This is a genomic window from Duganella margarita (assembly GCF_009857535.1).
Lineage (GTDB): Bacteria > Pseudomonadota > Gammaproteobacteria > Burkholderiales > Burkholderiaceae_D > Rugamonas > Rugamonas margarita.
Genome location: NZ_WWCS01000032.1, coordinates 1 through 18,006 on the forward strand (window position 1 = coordinate 1; position 18,006 = coordinate 18,006).

19 protein-coding genes and 1 tRNA gene are annotated in these 18,006 nt (G+C 60.8%); all 20 read left to right on the top strand.

Features of this window, described 5'->3' with window-relative positions; translation table 11 throughout:
- Positions 1–436 (top strand): MFS transporter (locus tag GTP55_RS27435; protein WP_161047960.1); only part of this gene is annotated, 436 nt, incomplete at its 5' end.
- Between the two features lie 118 nt (positions 437–554).
- Positions 555–1,322, top strand: coding sequence for a GIN domain-containing protein (locus GTP55_RS27440; protein ID WP_161047961.1), 768 nt, complete (start codon positions 555–557; stop codon positions 1,320–1,322).
- 22 nt (positions 1,323–1,344) lie between these two features.
- Positions 1,345–1,953: a tetratricopeptide repeat protein gene (locus tag GTP55_RS27445; protein ID WP_161047962.1), complete on the top strand. Its 609-nt coding sequence runs from the start codon at positions 1,345–1,347 to the stop codon at positions 1,951–1,953.
- A 127-nt stretch (positions 1,954–2,080) separates the two neighbouring features.
- A complete protein-coding gene (locus GTP55_RS27450; protein ID WP_161047963.1) occupies positions 2,081–3,061 on the top strand; it encodes an NAD(P)H-quinone oxidoreductase in 981 nt (326 codons plus the stop codon).
- Between the two features lie 126 nt (positions 3,062–3,187).
- Entirely contained in the window at positions 3,188–3,934 is a 747-nt protein-coding gene (tpiA, locus tag GTP55_RS27455; RefSeq protein ID WP_161047964.1) for a triose-phosphate isomerase, read from the top strand.
- A gap of 72 nt (positions 3,935–4,006) precedes the next feature.
- On the top strand, positions 4,007–4,414 hold the full coding sequence (secG, locus tag GTP55_RS27460; RefSeq protein ID WP_110848939.1) for a preprotein translocase subunit SecG: 408 nt from the start codon (positions 4,007–4,009) through the stop codon (positions 4,412–4,414).
- A gap of 183 nt (positions 4,415–4,597) precedes the next feature.
- Positions 4,598–4,682: transfer RNA gene (locus tag GTP55_RS27465), tRNA-Leu, on the top strand.
- A 163-nt stretch (positions 4,683–4,845) separates the two neighbouring features.
- Positions 4,846–5,205: an NADH-quinone oxidoreductase subunit A gene (locus GTP55_RS27470; RefSeq protein WP_072780614.1), complete on the top strand. Its 360-nt coding sequence runs from the start codon at positions 4,846–4,848 to the stop codon at positions 5,203–5,205.
- Positions 5,206–5,208: 3 nt separating this feature from the next.
- Positions 5,209–5,685: a NuoB/complex I 20 kDa subunit family protein gene (locus GTP55_RS27475; protein WP_008450353.1), complete on the top strand. Its 477-nt coding sequence runs from the start codon at positions 5,209–5,211 to the stop codon at positions 5,683–5,685.
- Positions 5,686–5,702: 17 nt separating this feature from the next.
- Positions 5,703–6,296: an NADH-quinone oxidoreductase subunit C gene (locus GTP55_RS27480; protein WP_161047965.1), complete on the top strand. Its 594-nt coding sequence runs from the start codon at positions 5,703–5,705 to the stop codon at positions 6,294–6,296.
- On the top strand, positions 6,296–7,549 hold the full coding sequence (locus GTP55_RS27485) for an NADH-quinone oxidoreductase subunit D (RefSeq protein WP_110848937.1): 1,254 nt from the start codon (positions 6,296–6,298) through the stop codon (positions 7,547–7,549). Before GTP55_RS27480 ends, GTP55_RS27485 begins: the two co-directional genes overlap by 1 nt.
- 17 nt (positions 7,550–7,566) lie before the next feature.
- Entirely contained in the window at positions 7,567–8,058 is a 492-nt protein-coding gene (gene nuoE / locus GTP55_RS27490; RefSeq protein ID WP_161047966.1) for an NADH-quinone oxidoreductase subunit NuoE, read from the top strand.
- The gene (gene nuoF, locus GTP55_RS27495) at positions 8,055–9,350 is read left to right on the top strand and encodes an NADH-quinone oxidoreductase subunit NuoF (RefSeq protein WP_161047967.1); all 1,296 of its coding nucleotides are present in this window, start codon (positions 8,055–8,057) and stop codon (positions 9,348–9,350) included. The genes nuoE and nuoF overlap by 4 nt, the downstream gene beginning before the upstream one ends.
- Before the next feature lie 22 nt (positions 9,351–9,372).
- Positions 9,373–11,691 carry an NADH-quinone oxidoreductase subunit NuoG gene (gene nuoG, locus GTP55_RS27500; protein WP_161047968.1) on the top strand — a complete coding sequence of 773 codons (2,319 nt, stop codon included), beginning with the start codon at positions 9,373–9,375 and terminating at the stop codon, positions 11,689–11,691.
- Positions 11,691–12,776: an NADH-quinone oxidoreductase subunit NuoH gene (gene nuoH, locus GTP55_RS27505; RefSeq protein WP_110848933.1), complete on the top strand. Its 1,086-nt coding sequence runs from the start codon at positions 11,691–11,693 to the stop codon at positions 12,774–12,776. Before nuoG ends, nuoH begins: the two co-directional genes overlap by 1 nt.
- A 12-nt stretch (positions 12,777–12,788) precedes the next feature.
- Positions 12,789–13,277 carry an NADH-quinone oxidoreductase subunit NuoI gene (gene nuoI / locus GTP55_RS27510; RefSeq protein WP_110848932.1) on the top strand — a complete coding sequence of 163 codons (489 nt, stop codon included), beginning with the start codon at positions 12,789–12,791 and terminating at the stop codon, positions 13,275–13,277.
- 87 nt (positions 13,278–13,364) lie between these two features.
- A complete protein-coding gene (locus tag GTP55_RS27515) occupies positions 13,365–14,006 on the top strand; it encodes an NADH-quinone oxidoreductase subunit J (protein ID WP_161047969.1) in 642 nt (213 codons plus the stop codon).
- Positions 14,003–14,311 (top strand): NADH-quinone oxidoreductase subunit NuoK, encoded by a 309-nt coding sequence (gene nuoK, locus GTP55_RS27520; protein WP_110848930.1) that lies wholly within the window; start codon positions 14,003–14,005, stop codon positions 14,309–14,311. The genes GTP55_RS27515 and nuoK overlap by 4 nt, the downstream gene beginning before the upstream one ends.
- Before the next feature lie 36 nt (positions 14,312–14,347).
- On the top strand, positions 14,348–16,450 hold the full coding sequence (gene nuoL, locus GTP55_RS27525) for an NADH-quinone oxidoreductase subunit L (RefSeq protein WP_161047970.1): 2,103 nt from the start codon (positions 14,348–14,350) through the stop codon (positions 16,448–16,450).
- 31 nt (positions 16,451–16,481) lie between these two features.
- Positions 16,482–17,993, top strand: coding sequence for an NADH-quinone oxidoreductase subunit M (locus tag GTP55_RS27530; protein ID WP_161047971.1), 1,512 nt, complete (start codon positions 16,482–16,484; stop codon positions 17,991–17,993).
- Positions 17,994–18,006: the final 13 nt, after the last annotated feature.

Consider the following 18,006-nt stretch of genomic DNA (forward strand, 5'->3'; position numbering starts at 1 on the left):
TGCGGCGCAACGCGTGCAGGTGGACGCGCTGGCGGCCAATGCCGGCGCGCCGCTGCGCATCCTGCGCGCCAGCGTCGGCCCGACGCCGAGTCCGCAGACGGGCACGCTGGCGGCGCTGTGCATCGCCGGCTTCATCGCGGCGTTTTCGATCGGTCCGGGCGTGTGCGTGTGGCTGGCGCTGTCGGAACTGATGCCGACCCGCATCCGCTCGGTCGGCATGGGCGTGGCGCTGCTGGTTAACCAGGGCACCGGCACGCTGATCGCCGGCGCCTTCTTGCCGATCGTCGGCAACTTCGGCTTCCACGTGATGTTCCTGTTCTGGACCGCCTGCACCGTGGTGTACTTCGTCACCGCCGCCTTCTTCCTGCCCGAGACCAAGGGCAAATCGCTGGAAGAAATCGAACGCCTGTTCGCCCGGCCCGCCCCGGGCCGTTAAACTTTCCATCCGCGGTTTTTGTCGCCCACTCCCCGAATCGTGCAGTTCGTCGCAATTCGGGGCGGTGGGCGTTCACGCGCCGGTTATGATAGATGGATCAACATCAGAGGATTCGATAATGAAGAAGCTTTTCCAGTTCGGCTTGCTGTTTGCCGCGTTCTGCGCCCTGTTTGGCCGTGCCAGCGCCGCCGACGACGTGACCGAAACCCGTACCATCACCATCGATGCGCGCGTGGTACGGGTCATGATCGAGGGCGTAATCGACGTCAAATTGCGCCAGGGCGACATGCCGTCGCTCAAGGTTACCGGCGAAAAGCGCTATATGGACAAGCTGACGGCGTCGCAAACAGGCGACACCTTGCATCTGGAAAGCGAAGGGCGCGGCATCAAGGTCGGCCGCGGCACGACCCGCGCCGAGCTGATCCTGCCCAGCCTGCGCCAGGTGGTGTCGGAGGGCGTCGGCAGCACCGACATCAACGGTTTCACCGGCGATAAGCTGGAATTGAGCATGGACGGCGCCGGCAGCATGAAGGTGGTGGGCGACTACCGCGCGCTGAAGGCCAGCCTGGGCGGCGTCGGCAGCATGAATCTGTGGATCAGCGAGAACGACGAGGCCGATCTGGACCTGCGCGGCGCCGGCTACATCACGCTGGGCGGGCGTAGCAAGTTGCTGAAGGCCAACCTGGGCGGCGTCGGCAGCCTGAATGCGCAGCAGTTCCAGGCGGATGCGGTAGATATCGACTTGAGCGGCCTGGGCAACGCCACGGTGACCGCCAAGACCAATGCGACGCTGAACTTGAGCGGCCTGGGATCGGTCACTGTGTATGGCAAGCCGCTGAATCGCAATGTCAGCGTGGATGGCCTGGGCAAGGTCAGCTGGAAATAAACATACCTATATATAACGCGATATGAAAAAATTCATACTAGCGATGGTCATCGCTTTGGGCTGGCAGTCGGCCGCGATGGCCGGATTCGCCGAAGGGGCGACTGCGTACAACAACAAAAATTACGCGGTGGCGTTGAAAGAGATACGGCCGCTGGCACAGGCCGGTAACGCGGATGCCGAGCATCTGCTGGGCCTGATGTATTACATGGGACGGGGTGTGCCGCAGGACTACAAGGCGGCGCTGGAATGGCACCGCAAGGCCGCGCTCAAGGGCAAGGCCGACGCGCAGTACGTGGTGGGCGCCATGTATTACACCGGCAATGCGGTGATCCAGGACCACAAACAGGCGGTGGGCTGGTTCCGCAAGGCGGCCGAGCAGGGGCATGTGCAGGCGCAGCAGGTGCTGGGGCTGATGTATCGGTATCACATGGGCGGGGTGCCGCAGGATAATGTGATCGCCTATATGTTGTGGAACCTGGCGGCGGCCAATGGCTCGGCCAACGCGGCCGAGCAGCGCGCGCAGGTGGTCAAGACCATGACCCAGGAGCAGGTCGAGGAAGGGCAGGCGCTGTCGGCGGCGTGGAAGGTGAATACGCCGCTGCCGCAGAAGTCGCGCACGGGCGGCGGCTAAGCGGCCCGCCTGGCAGCGCGTCGTTCCCGCGCAGGCGGGAATCCATGCGGCGCGGGCGTTCTATAGGTTCCCGCCTGCGCGGGAACGACGGCGGGGGTAAAATCGTGCTTTCCTTGAAAGGTTCCCCATGCGCGCGATTGAAATCACCCAGCCCGGCCCGGCCGATGTCCTGAAACTGTGCGAACGCCCGATGCCGGTGGTAAAGGCCGGCGAGGTGCTGATCAAGGTCCACGCGGCCGGCGTCAACCGCCCCGACGTGTTCCAGCGCCAGGGCAGTTACGCGCCGCCGCCGGGCGCCTCCGACATCCCCGGCCTGGAAGTAGCCGGCGAGATCGTCGACGGCGATCTGGACTACACCACCCTCGATATCGGCGATCACGTCTGCGCTTTGGTGCAGGGCGGCGGCTATGCCGAGTACGTTGTTGCGCCAATACAGCAGGTTTTACCGGTGCCGAAAGGCTGGTCCATGCTGGAAGCTGCTTCAATTCCGGAAAATTACTTCACAGTCTGGAGCAACGTTTTTGACCGTGCCCAGCTGACCGCCGGCGAGACCTTATTGGTGCAGGGCGGCAGCTCCGGCATCGGCGTCACCGCCATCCAGCTGGCCGCCGCCATGGGCCACCGCGTGTTCGCCACCGCCGGTTCCGACGACAAGGTCGCGGCCTGCATGAAGCTCGGCGCCGAGCGCGGCATCAACTACAAAACCGAAGACTTCGCCACCGTCGTCAAGTCGCTGACCAACGACCGCGGCGTCGACGTGATTCTGGACATGGTGGCCGGAGACTACCTGCCACGCGAGGTTTCCTGCCTGGCGGACGACGGCCGCCTGGCCATCATCGCCACCCTGGGCGGCGGCAAGGCCACGCTGGACATGGCCCAGGTGCTGCGCCGCCGGCTGACCATCACCGGCTCCACGCTGCGCCCGCGCTCGGCCGAATTCAAGGGCGCGATCGCCAAAAAGCTGAAGGAGCGGGTGTGGCCTATGCTGGCCGAGCGCAAGATCAAGCCGGTGATCCACACCGTCTTCCCGCTGGAACAGGCCGCCGCTGCCCACGCGCTGATGGAGAGTAGTTCCCACGTCGGAAAAATCATGTTGCAAGTGATCTGAATGGCGATTTCGTTGTAAAATGCGTAGTAAATTTACGGTTTTGGTTAGCCGGGGATGGCCTTTGCCTGTTTGACCCCGCCTTTTTCGGCGCGGTACAATGGCGAGTTATTCATCTTTAGGCTCGCTATGCGTCACAAACTCGTTATCGGTAACTGGAAAATGAACGGCAACCGCGCCGCCAACACGGCACTGTTGTCCGGCATTGTTGCCGGATTAAACGACTTTGGCGCCGATTGTGCAGTGTGCGTGCCGGCGCCGTATTTGGCCCAGTGCCAGGCGGAACTGGCGGGAACGCCGGTCGCGTGGGGCGGACAGGATGTCTCCATCCACGCCGAAGGCGCCTATACTGGAGAAGTGTCGGCAGCGATGCTGCGCGACTTCGGCGCCACCTACGTGCTGTGCGGCCACTCCGAGCGCCGCGCCTATCACCACGAGAGCAATGAGCTGGTGGCGCAGAAGGCTGTGGCGGCGCTGGCCGCCGGCCTGACGCCGGTGGTGTGCGTGGGCGAATCGCTGGCCCAGCGCGAGGCGGGGCAGACCGAGGATGTGATCTGCGGCCAGTTGCAGGCGGTGCTGGATGCGCTGCAGCCGGACCAGGTGGCGGACATCATCCTGGCCTACGAGCCGGTGTGGGCCATCGGCACCGGCCAGACCGCCACGCCGCAGATTGCGCAGGATGCCCACCGCTTCCTGCGCAATTGTATGGCGAACAAGAATGCGGCGGCGGCCGCCACCGTGCAAATCCTGTACGGCGGCAGCATGAAGCCGGAGAATGCCAAAGAATTAATGGCGCAGCCGGATATCGACGGCGGCCTGATCGGCGGTGCAGCTTTAAAGTCGACTGATTTTCTCGGGATTATTCAGGCGGTTTAAGCGCAGCGCTGTAGCGGTAAAACCGAAGTAGAAACAAAACGATACAAAACTTTTAATTTGGAATGGAATAACATGAGCTCCTTGTTCAATCTGGTTATCATCGTGCAGGTCGTTTCGGCCATTGCCATCATCGGTCTGGTGCTGCTGCAGCACGGCAAAGGCGCCGACATGGGCGCGGCCTTCGGCTCGGGCGCGTCGGGTAGCCTGTTCGGCGCCACCGGCTCGTCGAACTTCATGTCGAAGTCGACCGGCGTCGCGGCTGCCATCTTCTTCGTCGCCACGCTGGCGCTGTCGTACATCACCACCCACCAGACCAACAATGTCAGCGGCGGTGTGATGGACAAACTGCCGGCCGTGACCGCCCCGGCGCCGGCCCCGACCAACGCGATTCCTGCGACGCCAGCGGCCCAAACGGCCCCGGCAGCATCGGCCCCTGCTGCACCTGCAGCACCGGCGCCAGCAAACTCCATCCCAAAGTAATATAATTGTGTAGTTAATTAGGCGCAGTTGATAATTTTTTAAGTTGTTTGCACATTGTTTTGGCAGTATCGTAGCGAAAATCTTTTGTGCATCAAAATAGTTAAAGATTTATCGTTTTTCTTCTTGTTTTGACGCAATACGGATTAACAACCGCGTGAAAAAGAAGTAAAATAACGGCCTTATGCCGACGTGGTGAAATTGGTAGACACGCTATCTTGAGGGGGTAGTGGCGCAAGCTGTACGAGTTCGAGTCTCGTCGTCGGCACCAGAAAATATAGGCCAGCAAGGGTGGTACCAAGCTGGCTTTTTTACGAGGATGTGTCGTTCGATCCTGGTCAGAGCAGTTTTACGATTGGGGCGAACGTTAAGCGCACCGCAGAACAGCGCGATGTGTCCTTTAAACTGATCGTTCAACATAAGCTCATCTAATCGTGAACCTCGAAAATTATCTCCCCGTCCTGTTGTTCATCCTCGTCGGTCTCGGCGTAGGTATCGCTCCCCAAGTGCTGGGCCACATTCTCGGCCCGAAAAAGCCTGATGCAGCCAAGCTGTCCCCGTATGAGTGCGGCTTCGAAGCTTTCGAAGATGCGCGCATGAAATTCGACGTGCGTTACTACCTCGTCGCGATCCTCTTTATTTTGTTCGATCTGGAAACGGCATTCTTCTTCCCGTGGGGCGTCTCCATGCGCGAACTGGGCTGGCAGGGCTTCGTTACGATGATGGTGTTCATCGCCGAATTCGTGGTCGGTTTTTGGTATATCTGGAAGAAAGGTGCCCTTGATTGGGAATAAGCCATGGCTATTGAAGGCGTATTAAACGAAGGTTTCATCACCACCTCGGCCGACAAGCTGATCAACTGGGCGCGTACGGGTTCGATGTTCCCGATGACGTTCGGTCTGGCCTGCTGTGCGGTCGAAATGATGCACGTGGGCGCAGCCCGTTACGACATGGACCGCTTCGGCGTGGTGTTCCGTCCCTCGCCACGTCAGTCCGACGTGATGATCGTGGCCGGCACGCTGTGCAACAAGATGGCCCCGGCCCTGCGCAAGGTCTACGACCAGATGCCGGAGCCGCGCTGGGTGATCTCGATGGGTTCCTGCGCCAACGGCGGCGGCTACTACCACTACTCTTACTCCGTCGTGCGCGGCTGCGATCGCATCGTGCCGGTCGACGTGTATGTGCCTGGCTGTCCGCCAACCGCTGAAGCCCTGCTGTACGGCATCATGCAGTTGCAGAACAAGATCAAGCGCACCAACACGATCGCACGCTAACGGGGGCGCTACACACAATGACTACTCATCTGGAAAAACTCCAAACCGCCCTCGGCACTGCCCTGGGCGATCGCGTTACTACCATCGTTGCACTGGGCGAAATCACGCTGGAAGTGAAGGGCGCCGATTACTACGCCGTCATGCAGATCCTGCGTGACAATGCGGAACTCGGCTTCGACACCGCGATCGACCTGTGCGGCGTGGATTACCTGAGCTATGGCGACGGCATCTGGGAAGGCCAGCGTTTCGCTGCGGTCGTCCACCTGCTGTCGGTTAAGCACAACTGGCGCGTGCGCGTGCGCGCCTTCTGCGCCGACGACGACATGCCGCTGCTGCCGTCGATCACGCCGCTGTGGCGCGCGATGAACTGGTACGAGCGCGAAGCCTTCGACATGTTCGGCATCCTGTTCGAGAACCACAACGACCTGCGCCGCATCCTGACCGACTATGGCTTCATCGGCCACCCGTTCCGCAAGGACTTCCCGGTGTCGGGCTACGTCGAAATGCGCTACGACCCGGAACAGAAGCGCGTGGTCTACCAGCCGGTCACCATCGAGCCGCGTGAAAACGTGCCGCGTGTGATCCGCGAAGAAAACTACGGGATTAAATAATGGCTGAGATTAAGAACTACACCCTGAACTTTGGCCCGCAACACCCGGCCGCCCACGGCGTGCTGCGCCTGGTGCTGGAGCTGGACGGCGAAGTGATCCAGCGCGCCGACCCGCACATCGGCCTGCTGCACCGCGGCACCGAGAAGCTGGCCGAGCAAAAGACCTACCTGCAGTCGGTGCCGTACATGGACCGCCTGGATTACGTGTCGATGATGTGCAACGAGCACGCCTACGTCATGGCCATCGAAAAGCTGATGGGCATTGAGGTACCGCTGCGCGCGCAATACATCCGCGTGATGTTCGACGAGATCACCCGCATCCTGAACCACCTGATGTGGCTGGGCGCGCACGCGCTCGACGTCGGCGCCATGGGCCCGTTCCTGTACTGCTTCCGTGACCGCGAAGACCTGTTCGACTGCTACGAAGCGGTGTCGGGCGCGCGCATGCACGCAGCCTACTACCGTCCGGGCGGCGTCTACCGCGACCTGCCGGATGCGATGCCGCAGCACAAGCCATCGATCATCCGTTCGGCCAAGGCCATCGACAACCTGAACAAGGACCGTCAAGGCTCGATGCTGGACTTCATCGAAGCGTTCACCGCGCGTTTCCCGACCTACGTCGACGAATACGAAACGCTGCTGACCGACAACCGTATCTGGAAACAGCGTACCGTCGGCATCGGCGTGGTGTCGCCGGAAGACGCGAAAGCGATGGGCTTCACCGGCGCCATGCTGCGCGGTTCGGGCATCCAGTGGGACCTGCGCAAGCACCAGCCGTACGAAGTGTACGACCTGATGGACTTCGATATCCCGATCGGCACCAACGGCGACTGCTACGACCGCTACCTGGTCCGCGTGGAAGAGCTGCGCCAGTCGAACCGCATCATCAAACAGTGCGTCGAGTGGCTGCGCAACAATCCAGGTCCCGTCATGACCAGCAACCGCAAGGTGGCGCCACCAGGCCGCGTGGACATGAAGACCAATATGGAATCGCTGATCCACCACTTCAAGCTGTTTACCGAAGGCTTCCACGTGCCGCCAGGCGAAGCCTACTGCGCGGTGGAACACCCGAAAGGCGAGTTCGGCGTCTACCTGATGTCCGACGGCGCCAACAAGCCATACCGCGTGAAACTGCGCGCTCCCGACTACGCACACTTGCAGTCGCTGGATGAAATGGCGCGTGGCCACATGATTGCCGACGCCGTGACCATTATTGGCACGCAGGACATCGTGTTCGGCAGTATTGACCGCTAAGTGCGAGAGGCATAAGTATGTTGTTATCTGAGCAGTGCTACAAAAAAATCGATCGCGAGCTGGCCAAGTACCCAGACGATCAGCGTCAGTCGGCCGTGATGGCCGCGCTGGCGCACGCCCAGGTCGAACTGGGCTGGATCTCGCCTGACACCATGCAGGAACTGGCGGACTACATCCGCATGCCGGCGATTGCCGTGCAGGAAGTTGCCACGTTCTACAATATGTACAACCTGAAGCCGGTCGGCAAGCACAAGATCACCGTGTGCACCAATCTGCCTTGCGCCCTGTCGGGCGGCGAGCGCGCGGCGCACCACCTGAAACAAAAGCTGGGCATCGACTACCGTGACACCACGGCGGACGGCGAGTTCACGCTGATGGAAGGCGAGTGCATGGGCGCCTGCGGCGACGCGCCGGTGCTGCTGGTGAACAATCACCGCATGTGCAGCTTCATGTCCAACGACAAAATTGACTCCCTCGTGGAGGAACTTAGTGGGAACAACGCGAAATGACGTCACTCCACGACCGACATATCGATCCAGTCATCCTGGCCGGCCTTAACGGCGACAACTGGCACCTGGAAGATTACGTAAAACGCGGTGGCTACAGCGCCCTGCGCCGTATCATCGAAGAGAAAATCACCCCGGAACAAATCATCGCCGACCTCAAGGCGTCGTCGTTGCGTGGCCGTGGCGGTGCGGGCTTCCCGACCGGCCTGAAGTGGAGCTTCATGCCGCGCCAGTTCCCGGGCCAGAAGTACCTGGTGTGTAACTCAGATGAGGGCGAGCCGGGCACTTTCAAGGACCGCGACATCCTGCGCTACAACCCGCATTCGCTGATCGAAGGCATGGCCATCGGCGCCTACGCGATGGGCATCACCGTGGGCTACAACTACATCCACGGCGAGATCTTCGACGTCTACACCCGCTTTGAAGAAGCGCTGGAAGAGGCGCGCGCCGCCGGCATGTTGGGCGACAAGATCCTCGGCAGCGAGTTCAGCTTCCAACTGCACGCGCACCATGGCTATGGCGCCTACATCTGCGGCGAAGAGACTGCGCTGCTGGAATCGCTGGAAGGCAAAAAAGGCCAGCCGCGCTTCAAGCCGCCATTCCCGGCGTCGTTCGGCCTGTATGGCAAGCCGACCACCATCAACAACACCGAAACTTTCGCTGCGGTGCCGTTCATCCTGAACATGGGCCCGGAGAAGTACCTGGCGATCGGCCGTCCGAACAACGGCGGCTCGAAGATCTTCTCGATCTCGGGCGACGTTGAGCGTCCGGGCAACTACGAGGTGCCGCTGGGCACCCCGTTCGCCAAACTGCTGGAACTGGCAGGCGGCATGCGCGGCGGTAAAAAGATCAAGGCGGTGATCCCTGGCGGCTCGTCCGCTCCGGTGGTGCGCGGCGAGATCATGATGCAGACCGATCTGGACTACGATTCGATCGCGAAAGCGGGTTCGATGCTGGGTTCGGGCGCGGTCATCGTCATGGACGAGACGCGTTGCATGGTCAAGGCCATGGAGCGTCTGGCGTACTTCTACTTTGAAGAGTCGTGCGGCCAGTGCACCCCATGCCGTGAAGGTACGGGCTGGATGTACCGCATGATCCACCGTATCGAAAACGGTCAGGGCCGCAAGTCGGATCTGGACGTGCTGAACTCGATCTGCGACAACATCCAGGGCCGCACGATTTGCGCGCTGGGCGACGCGGCGGCCATGCCGATGCGTGCGTTCATCAAGCAATTCCGCGAAGAATTTGAACATCATATCGAGCACAAGCAATGCTGCGTGCCCGCTTATATCTAAGCTGCGTCAGGTAACGATCACCATGGTTGAAATCGAAATAGACGGCAAAAAAGTCGAAGTCCCTGCTGGTAGCATGGTGATGGACGCCGCCAACAAATTGGGAACCTACATTCCGCACTTCTGCTATCACAAGAAATTGTCGATCGCGGCAAACTGCCGGATGTGCCTCGTCGAAGTGGAAAAGGCGCCTAAGCCTTTGCCAGCATGCGCAACGCCGGTCTCGGCCGGCATGATTGTGCGCTCGCATTCCGAAAAGGCCGTCCAGGCACAGAAGTCGGTGATGGAGTTCCTGCTGATTAACCACCCGCTGGACTGCCCGATCTGCGATCAGGGCGGCGAGTGCCAGCTGCAAGACTTGGCAGTGGGCTACGGCAAGGGCGAATCGCGCTACGAAGAAGACAAGCGCGTCGTGACCCCGAAAGACGCCGGCCCGCTGGTGTCGATGCAGGAAATGGCCCGCTGCATCCAGTGCACCCGTTGCGTACGTTTCGGCCAGGAAGTGGCCGGCGTGATGGAGCTGGGCATGATCGGCCGCGGCGAACACTCGGAAATCACCGCGTTTGTCGGCCAGACCGTCAACTCGGAAATGTCCGGCAATATGATCGACCTGTGCCCGGTCGGCGCACTGACGTCGAAGCCGTTCCGTTACAGCGCCCGTTCGTGGGAACTGTCGCGCCGCAAATCGGTCTCGCCGCACGACGGCCTGGGCGCCAACCTGATCGTTCAGGTCAAGGGCGGCAAGGTCAAGCGCGTGCTGCCGCTGGAAAACGACGCCGTCAACGAGTGCTGGATTTCCGACAAGGACCGCTTCTCGTACGAAGGCCTGGACACCACCGACCGTCTGACCCAGCCGATGCTGAAGCAGGGCGGCCAGTGGAAAGAAGTCGACTGGCAAACCGCGCTGGAATATGTGGCGCACGGCCTGAAAAACATCAAGCATGAGCACGGCGCCAACGCCATCGCCGCTGTGGCCACGCCGCACTCGACGCTGGAAGAACTGCACCTGCTGCAAAAAGTCGTGCGCGGCCTGGGTTCGGACAGTGTGGACACCCGCCTGCGTCATAGCGACTTCTCGCTGGACGTGACGCCATGGCTGGGCATGTCGATCACCGAATTCGGCGCGCTGAACCGCGCTTTCGTGATCGGCTCGTTCCTGCGCAAGGATCATCCGCTGCTGGCCACCCGTCTGCGTACCGCCGTCAAGGGCGGCGCCAAGCTGTCGCTGCTGAGCGCGACCGACGATGACCTGCTGATGAACGTCGCCAACAAACTGATCGTTGCTCCGTCGGAGTGGCTGTCGGCGCTGTCGCAAGTGGTTGTGGCCGTAGCTAAAGCCAAGGAAGTTGCGGCCCCGGCCGGCTTCGAAGGCGTACAGGCTTCGGACGCTGCTGCCGCCATCGCTGCCTCGCTGCTGTCGGGTGAGAACAAAGGCGTGTTCCTGGGTAACGCTGCTGCACAACATCCGCAAGCTGCCGCGCTGCACGCTGCCGCCCAATGGATCGCGGAACAGACCGGCGCCAAGCTGGGCTACCTGACCGAAGCGGCCAACACCGTCGGCGCTTACATCGCCAACGCCAACGCCGGCAAGGCGCCAGTGTTCACCGAGGCCAAATCGGCCTACGTGCTGCTGAACGCCGAGCCTGAACTGGACGCGCACAACCCGCAAGCCGCCATCGCCGCACTGAGCAAGGCCGAGATGGTCGTCGTACTGTCGGCCTTCAAACACGGTATGGACTACGCCGACGTGCTGCTGCCGGTCTCGCCATTCAGCGAAACCTCGGGCACCTTCGTCAACGCCGAAGGCCGCGCGCAAAGCTTCAACGCGACCGTCAAGCCGCTGCTGGAAACCCGCCCAGCCTGGAAAGTGCTGCGCGTACTGGGCAACATCCTGGGCCTGACCGGCTTCGACTACGACACCTCGGAAGCGGTGCGCAACGAAGTGCTGGGCGCCGATGTGTTCGACGTTTCGGCCAAGCTGAACAACGTATCGAAACTGCCACTGGCTGCTTCGACCGTTGCGTCGACTGGTCCGGAACGTATCGCCGACGTGCCGATCTACTTCGCCGACGCCATCGTGCGCCGCGCCGAATCGCTGCAGAAAATGGCCGACAGCGCGGCGCCGCAAGCGCACCTGTCGAGCGCGCTGGCGCAGCAACTGGGCGTGGCCGCTGGCGACAAGGTCAAGGTCACTCAAGGTTCCGGCAGCGCAATCCTGGTCGCCGCTGTTGACGCCAAACTGCCTGCCAACGCCGTGCGCGTGGCCGCTGCGCACGCATCGACCGCCGCCCTGGGCAGCATGTTCGGTTCCATTACCGTAGAAAAAGCAGGAGAGGGGAAATAATGGCTCTGCCTGAATTCGTCACATCGCTTTACACGCTGGGCGAAACCAGCGTGCTGGCGCCGGTCTGGCCGCTGGTCTGGTCGCTGATCAAAGTCCTGTGCGTGCTGTTGCCGCTGATGGGCCTGGTCGCCTACGCCACCCTGTGGGAACGCAAGTTCATCGGCTGGATCCAGATCCGCGTCGGTCCTAACCGCGTCGGTCCACTGGGCCTGCTGCAGCCGATCGCCGATGCGCTGAAACTGCTGTTCAAAGAGATCATCACCCCGGCCAAGGCCAACCCTGGCTTGTTCGTGATCGGTCCGATCATGACCATCATGCCGGCGCTGGCCTGCTGGTCGGTGGTGCCGTTCGGTCCACAGGCGGTGATTGCCAACGTCAACGCCGGCTTGCTGCTGCTGATGGCGATTACCTCGATGGAAGTCTACGGCATCATCATCGCCGGCTGGGCGTCGAACTCGAAGTACTCGTTCATGGGCGCAATGCGCGCGTCGGCGCAGATGATTTCCTACGAAATCCCGATGGGCTTCGTGCTGGTGGTGGTGCTGATGGTGTCCGGTTCGCTGAACTTCGGCGACATCGTCGCCGGCCAGCAAAAGGGCATGATGGTCGAGCACGGCCTGAACTTCCTGTCGTGGAACTGGCTGCCACTGCTGCCGCTGTTCGTGGTGTACCTGACCTCCGGCCTGGCCGAGTGCAACCGTCACCCGTTCGACGTGGTCGAGGGCGAGTCCGAGATCGTCGCCGGTCACATGGTGGAATACTCGGGCATGGCCTACGCCATGTTCATGCTGGCTGAATACGCCAACATGATCCTGATCGCCACGTTGGGTTCGATCATGTTCCTGGGCGGCTGGTCCGCACCGTTTGCCTTCCTCGAATTCTGGGGCGGTTTCGGCGGCTTCTTCTGGTTGTTCGCGAAAGCGTTCTTCCTGGTGTCGGTCTTCATCTGGGTGCGCGGTACTTTCCCACGCTACCGTTACGACCAGATCATGCGTTTGGGCTGGAAAGTATTCATTCCACTGACCCTGGTGTGGCTGGTATTGGTCGCTGGCTGGATGCAGACCTCCTGGAATATCTGGAAGTAAGGAATAGAGACTATGGAACGTTTAAAAGACTTCATCGGCAGCTTCATGCTGACCGAGCTGATCAAAGGGATGGCGCTGACGGGCAAGTATATGTTCTCGCGCAAGATCACCGTGCAGTACCCGGAAGAGAAGACGCCGATGTCGCCGCGCTTCCGTGGCCTGCACGCGCTGCGCCGCTACCCGAATGGGGAAGAGCGCTGCATCGCCTGCAAACTGTGTGAAGCGGTGTGCCCGGCGATGGCGATCACCATCGAATCCGAGCAGCGTGCGGACGGCTCGCGCCGGACCACCCGTTACGACATCGACCTGACCAAGTGCATCTTCTGCGGCTTCTGCGAAGAGTCGTGCCCGGTCGATTCGATCGTGGAAACGCATGTGCTGGAATATCACGGCGAGAAACGCGGCGATCTGTACTACACGAAAGAGATGCTGCTGGCCGTAGGCGATCGTTACGAAGACGATATTGCCGCAGCCCGCGCAGCGGACGCTCCTTATCGCTAACCGGTGCTGTCCTGCCCCCGCCAAGGCGGGGCCATGGGCAGCCAACCGGAAAGTGGATCAATAAACTGTACGTCTCTTGGGTTAGTTATGGAATTTAAAACTGCTTTGTTCTACGTCTTCGCCGCCATCATGATATTGGCTGCGACGCGCGTTATCACGGCCCGCAATCCGGTGCACGCGGCACTGTTCCTGGTGCTGGCGTTCTTCAACGCCGCCGGCATCTGGATGCTGCTGGAAGCCGAGTTCCTGGCGATTGTGCTGGTGCTGGTCTACGTCGGCGCCGTCATGGTGCTGTTCCTGTTCGTGGTGATGATGCTCGACATCGACACCGAAAAGCTGCGCGAGAACTTCTGGGGCTACCTGCCGGTCGCTTCCTTCGTCGGCGTGATCATCGTGCTGGAAATGGCTGCCGTGCTGTGGCGCTCGTTCCTGTCGTTCGACCCGCGTCCGGCGCCAGTCGCCAGCCTGGGCGGCACCAAGGAGCTGGGCATCCAGATCTACACCAAATACATCTATGGCTTTGAAATCGCCGCCGTGGTCCTGCTGGTGGCGATCATCGCCGCCGTGGCACTGACGCTGCGTAAGCGCAAAGACACCAAACACTTCGACCCAGCCGACGCCGTCCGCGTCAAGCGCAATGACCGCCTGAAGATCGTCAAGATCGCGCCGGTGACCACGCGCGGCCAGGCCCCAGTTGAGTCGAATTCCGAAGTTAAGGAGGCACCATGACTTTATCCCTGGCTCACTACCTCGTTCTGGGCGCGATCCTGTTCGCGATCTCGATCGTGGGTATTTTCCTGAACCGCAAGAACATCATCATCATCCTGATGGCCATCGAACTGATGCTGTTGGCGGTGAATATGAATTTCATCGCGTTCTCGCATTACCTCGGTGATGCGGCAGGTCAGATCTTTGTCTTCTTCATTTTGACCGTTGCGGCCGCCGAATCGGCAATTGGCCTCGCGATCCTGGTGGTGCTGTTCCGTAATCTGGACACCATCAACGTCGAAGACCTGGACAGCCTCAAGGGCTAATTTTAACCTCACGAAAAATAACGATTAAGGTTCATCATGGCGGTTACTCTTAACCCTAATCTCCTGCTGGTCGTACCACTGGCGCCCCTCGCGGGCGCGGCGGTGGCGGGCTTGTTGGGAACGAAATTCTTCGGCAACGTGGTCGGTCGCAAGACCGCGACCGCGGCGACCATCCTGGGCGTGCTGGTGGCATTCATCATTTCGGCGATGACGCTGAACGACGTGCTCAACGGCGCAACCTTCAACGGCACCATCTACAACTGGATGACCGTGGCCGGCATGAAAATGGAAGTCGGCTTCCAGATCGACTCGCTGTCGGCGATGATGATGTGCGTGGTGACCTTCGTGTCGCTGATGGTGCACATCTACACCATCGGCTACATGGCGGAAGACGAAGGCTATAACCGCTTCTTCTCGTACATCTCGCTGTTCACCTTCTCCATGCTGATGCTGGTGATGTCGAACAACTTCCTGCAGCTGTTCTTCGGCTGGGAAGCCGTGGGCCTGGTGTCGTACCTGCTGATCGGCTTCTGGTACACCCGTCCGACCGCGATCTTCGCCAACATGAAGGCTTTCCTGGTCAACCGCGTGGGCGACTTCGGCTTCATCCTGGGGATCGGCCTGCTGCTGGCCTACGCCGGTTCGATGAACTACCAGGACGTGTTCGCCAAGCGCGAAGCGCTGGCTCTGCTGACCTTGCCAGGCACCGACTGGATGCTGCTGACCGTGGCCTGCATCTGCCTGTTCATCGGCGCGATGGGTAAATCGGCGCAGTTCCCGCTGCACGTCTGGCTGCCGGACTCGATGGAAGGCCCGACCCCGATTTCCGCACTGATCCACGCGGCAACCATGGTTACCGCCGGCATCTTCATGGTGTCGCGCATGTCGCCGCTGTTTGAACTGTCGGACACCGCGCTGAGCTTCATCCTGGTGATCGGTTCGATTACCGCGCTGTTCATGGGCTTCCTGGGCATCATCCAGAACGACATCAAGCGCGTGGTGGCTTACTCGACGCTGTCGCAGCTGGGCTACATGACTGTGGCGCTGGGTTCGTCGGCGTACTCGGTGGCCGTGTTCCACCTGATGACCCACGCGTTCTTCAAGGCGCTGCTGTTCCTGGGCGCCGGTTCGGTCATCATCGGCATGCACCACGATCAGGACATCCGCAACATGGGCGGCCTGCGCAAATACATGCCGATCACCTGGATCACTTCGCTGCTGGGTTCGCTGGCTCTGATCGGTACGCCGTTCTTCTCGGGCTTCTACTCGAAAGACTCGATCATCGAAGCAGTGGGCGAGACCCATATCTGGGGCGCCGGCTTCGCGCAGTTCGCCGTGCTGGCAGGCGTGTTCGTGACCGCGTTCTACTCGTTCCGTATGTACTTCCTGGTGTTCCACGGTAAAGAGCGTTTCGGCCAGGCGCATGCGCACGGTCATGACGACCATCACGCACCGAAAGCCGCCCACGGCGCGCACGACGATCATGGTCACGACTCCGACGCGCACCACGAAGAAGAGGAAGACGACCACGCGCACCACGGTCTGGCTCCAGGCCAGAAACCGCATGAATCGCCATTCGTGGTCTGGTTCCCGCTGGTCATGCTGGCCATCCCATCGGTCATCATCGGCGCAATCGCTATCGGCCCGATGCTGTTTGGCGACTTCTTCAAGAATGTGATCTACATCGGCGAAAACCACCACGCGATGGAATTGCTGAAAGAGGAATACCACGGCCCGGTGGCCATGGCGATCCACTCGCTGACTTCGCTGCCGCTGTGGCTGGCGATCCTGGGCGTGGCGTCGTCGTACTACTGCTACATGATCAATCCACGCGTACCGGCATGGTTCTTCGCCAAGTTCAAGGCAGTGCACACGCTGCTGGACAACAAGTACTACATGGACAAGTTCAACCAGGTGGTGTTTGCAGGCGGCGCCCGTCTGCTGGGCGAAGGCCTGTGGAAAATCGGCGACAAGACCCTGATCGACGGCCTGCTGGTCAACGGCAGCGCCAAAGTAGTGGGCTGGTTCTCGTCGCTGACCCGCCTGGCGCAGACTGGTTACATCTACCACTATGCGTTCGTCATGATCCTCGGCATTCTGGGGTTCCTGGTCTACTTCCTGCCGTTTTGGCACGCTTAATTAGCTGATACGCAAAGAGATAACGATAACCATGATGCAGCAAACCATATCTACTCTACCTCCGTACCTGAGCCTGGCGATCTGGCTCCCGATTATCTTCGGCCTGATCGTCCTGGCAGTAGGGCGCGACAGCAACGCCGGCTTTACCCGCGTGCTGACGCTGATCGCGTCCATCGTCAGCTTCGGCGCGACGATTCCGCTGGTCACGCACTTTGACAACGCCGCGCACGGCATGCAGTTCGTCGAGCACTCGGCGTGGATCGAACGCTTCAACATCTTCTACTCGCTGGGCATCGACGGCCTGTCGCTGTGGTTCGTGCCGCTGACCGCCTTCATCACCATCATCGTGGTGATCTCGGCCTGGCAAGTGATCCAGAAACGCGTGGCCCAGTACATGGGCGCGTTCCTGATCCTGTCCGGCCTGATGATCGGCGTGTTCTGCGCCATGGACGGCCTGCTGTTCTACTTCTTCTTTGAAGCGACCCTGATCCCGATGTACATCATCATCGGTATCTGGGGCGGCGACAATCGCGTCTACGCGTCGTTCAAGTTCTTCCTGTACACCTTCTTCGGCTCGCTGCTGACGCTGGTTGCCATCATCTACCTGTACAAAGTCACCGGTAGCTGGGACATCCTGCACTGGCACAAAACGCCGCTGACGATGACCGAGCAGGTCGCGATCTTCTTCGCCTTCTTCATGGCGTTCGCCGTCAAGGTGCCGATGTTCCCGGTCCACACCTGGCTGCCGGACGTCCACGTGGAAGCGCCAACCGGCGGTTCCGCCGTGCTGGCCGCGATCATGCTGAAACTGGGCGCGTACGGCTTCATCCGCTTCTCGCTGCCGATCACCCCGGACGCCTCGCACTACCTGTCGGGCTTCGTCATCACCCTGTCGCTGATCGCCGTCATCTACGTCGGCCTGGTGGCACTGGTACAGAAAGACATGAAAAAGCTGGTCGCCTATTCGTCGATCGCGCACATGGGCTTCGTCACCCTGGGCTTCTTCGTCTTCAACAGCATGGCCACCCAGGGCGCCATCATGCAAATGATCTCGCACGGCTTCGTGTCGGCCGCGATGTTCCTGTGCATCGGCGTACTGTACGACCAGGCCCACTCGCGCCAGATCGCCGACTACGGTGGTGTGGTTAACAAGATGCCGCGTTTCGCCGCCTTCTTCATCCTGTTCTCGATGGCCAACTGCGGCCTGCCAGCGACCTCCGGTTTCGTCGGCGAGTTCATGGTGATCCTGGGCGCCACCCAGTACAACTTCTGGATCGGCCTGCTGGCAGCCACCGCGCTGATCTTTGGCGCAGCGTACTCGCTGTGGATGGCCAAGCGCGTCATCTTCGGCAAAGTGGCCAACCACCACGTCGCCGAGCTGGTTGATCTGAATGGCCGTGAATTCCTGATGCTGGGCATTCTGGCAGTCTGCGTGCTGGCCATGGGCTTGTACCCAGCCCCATTCACCGACACCATGCAAACCTCGGTTGCGGACCTGCTGGCACACGTTGCACAGAGCAAGCTGCCGTTCCCGGCGCATTAAGAAGAAAACGGAA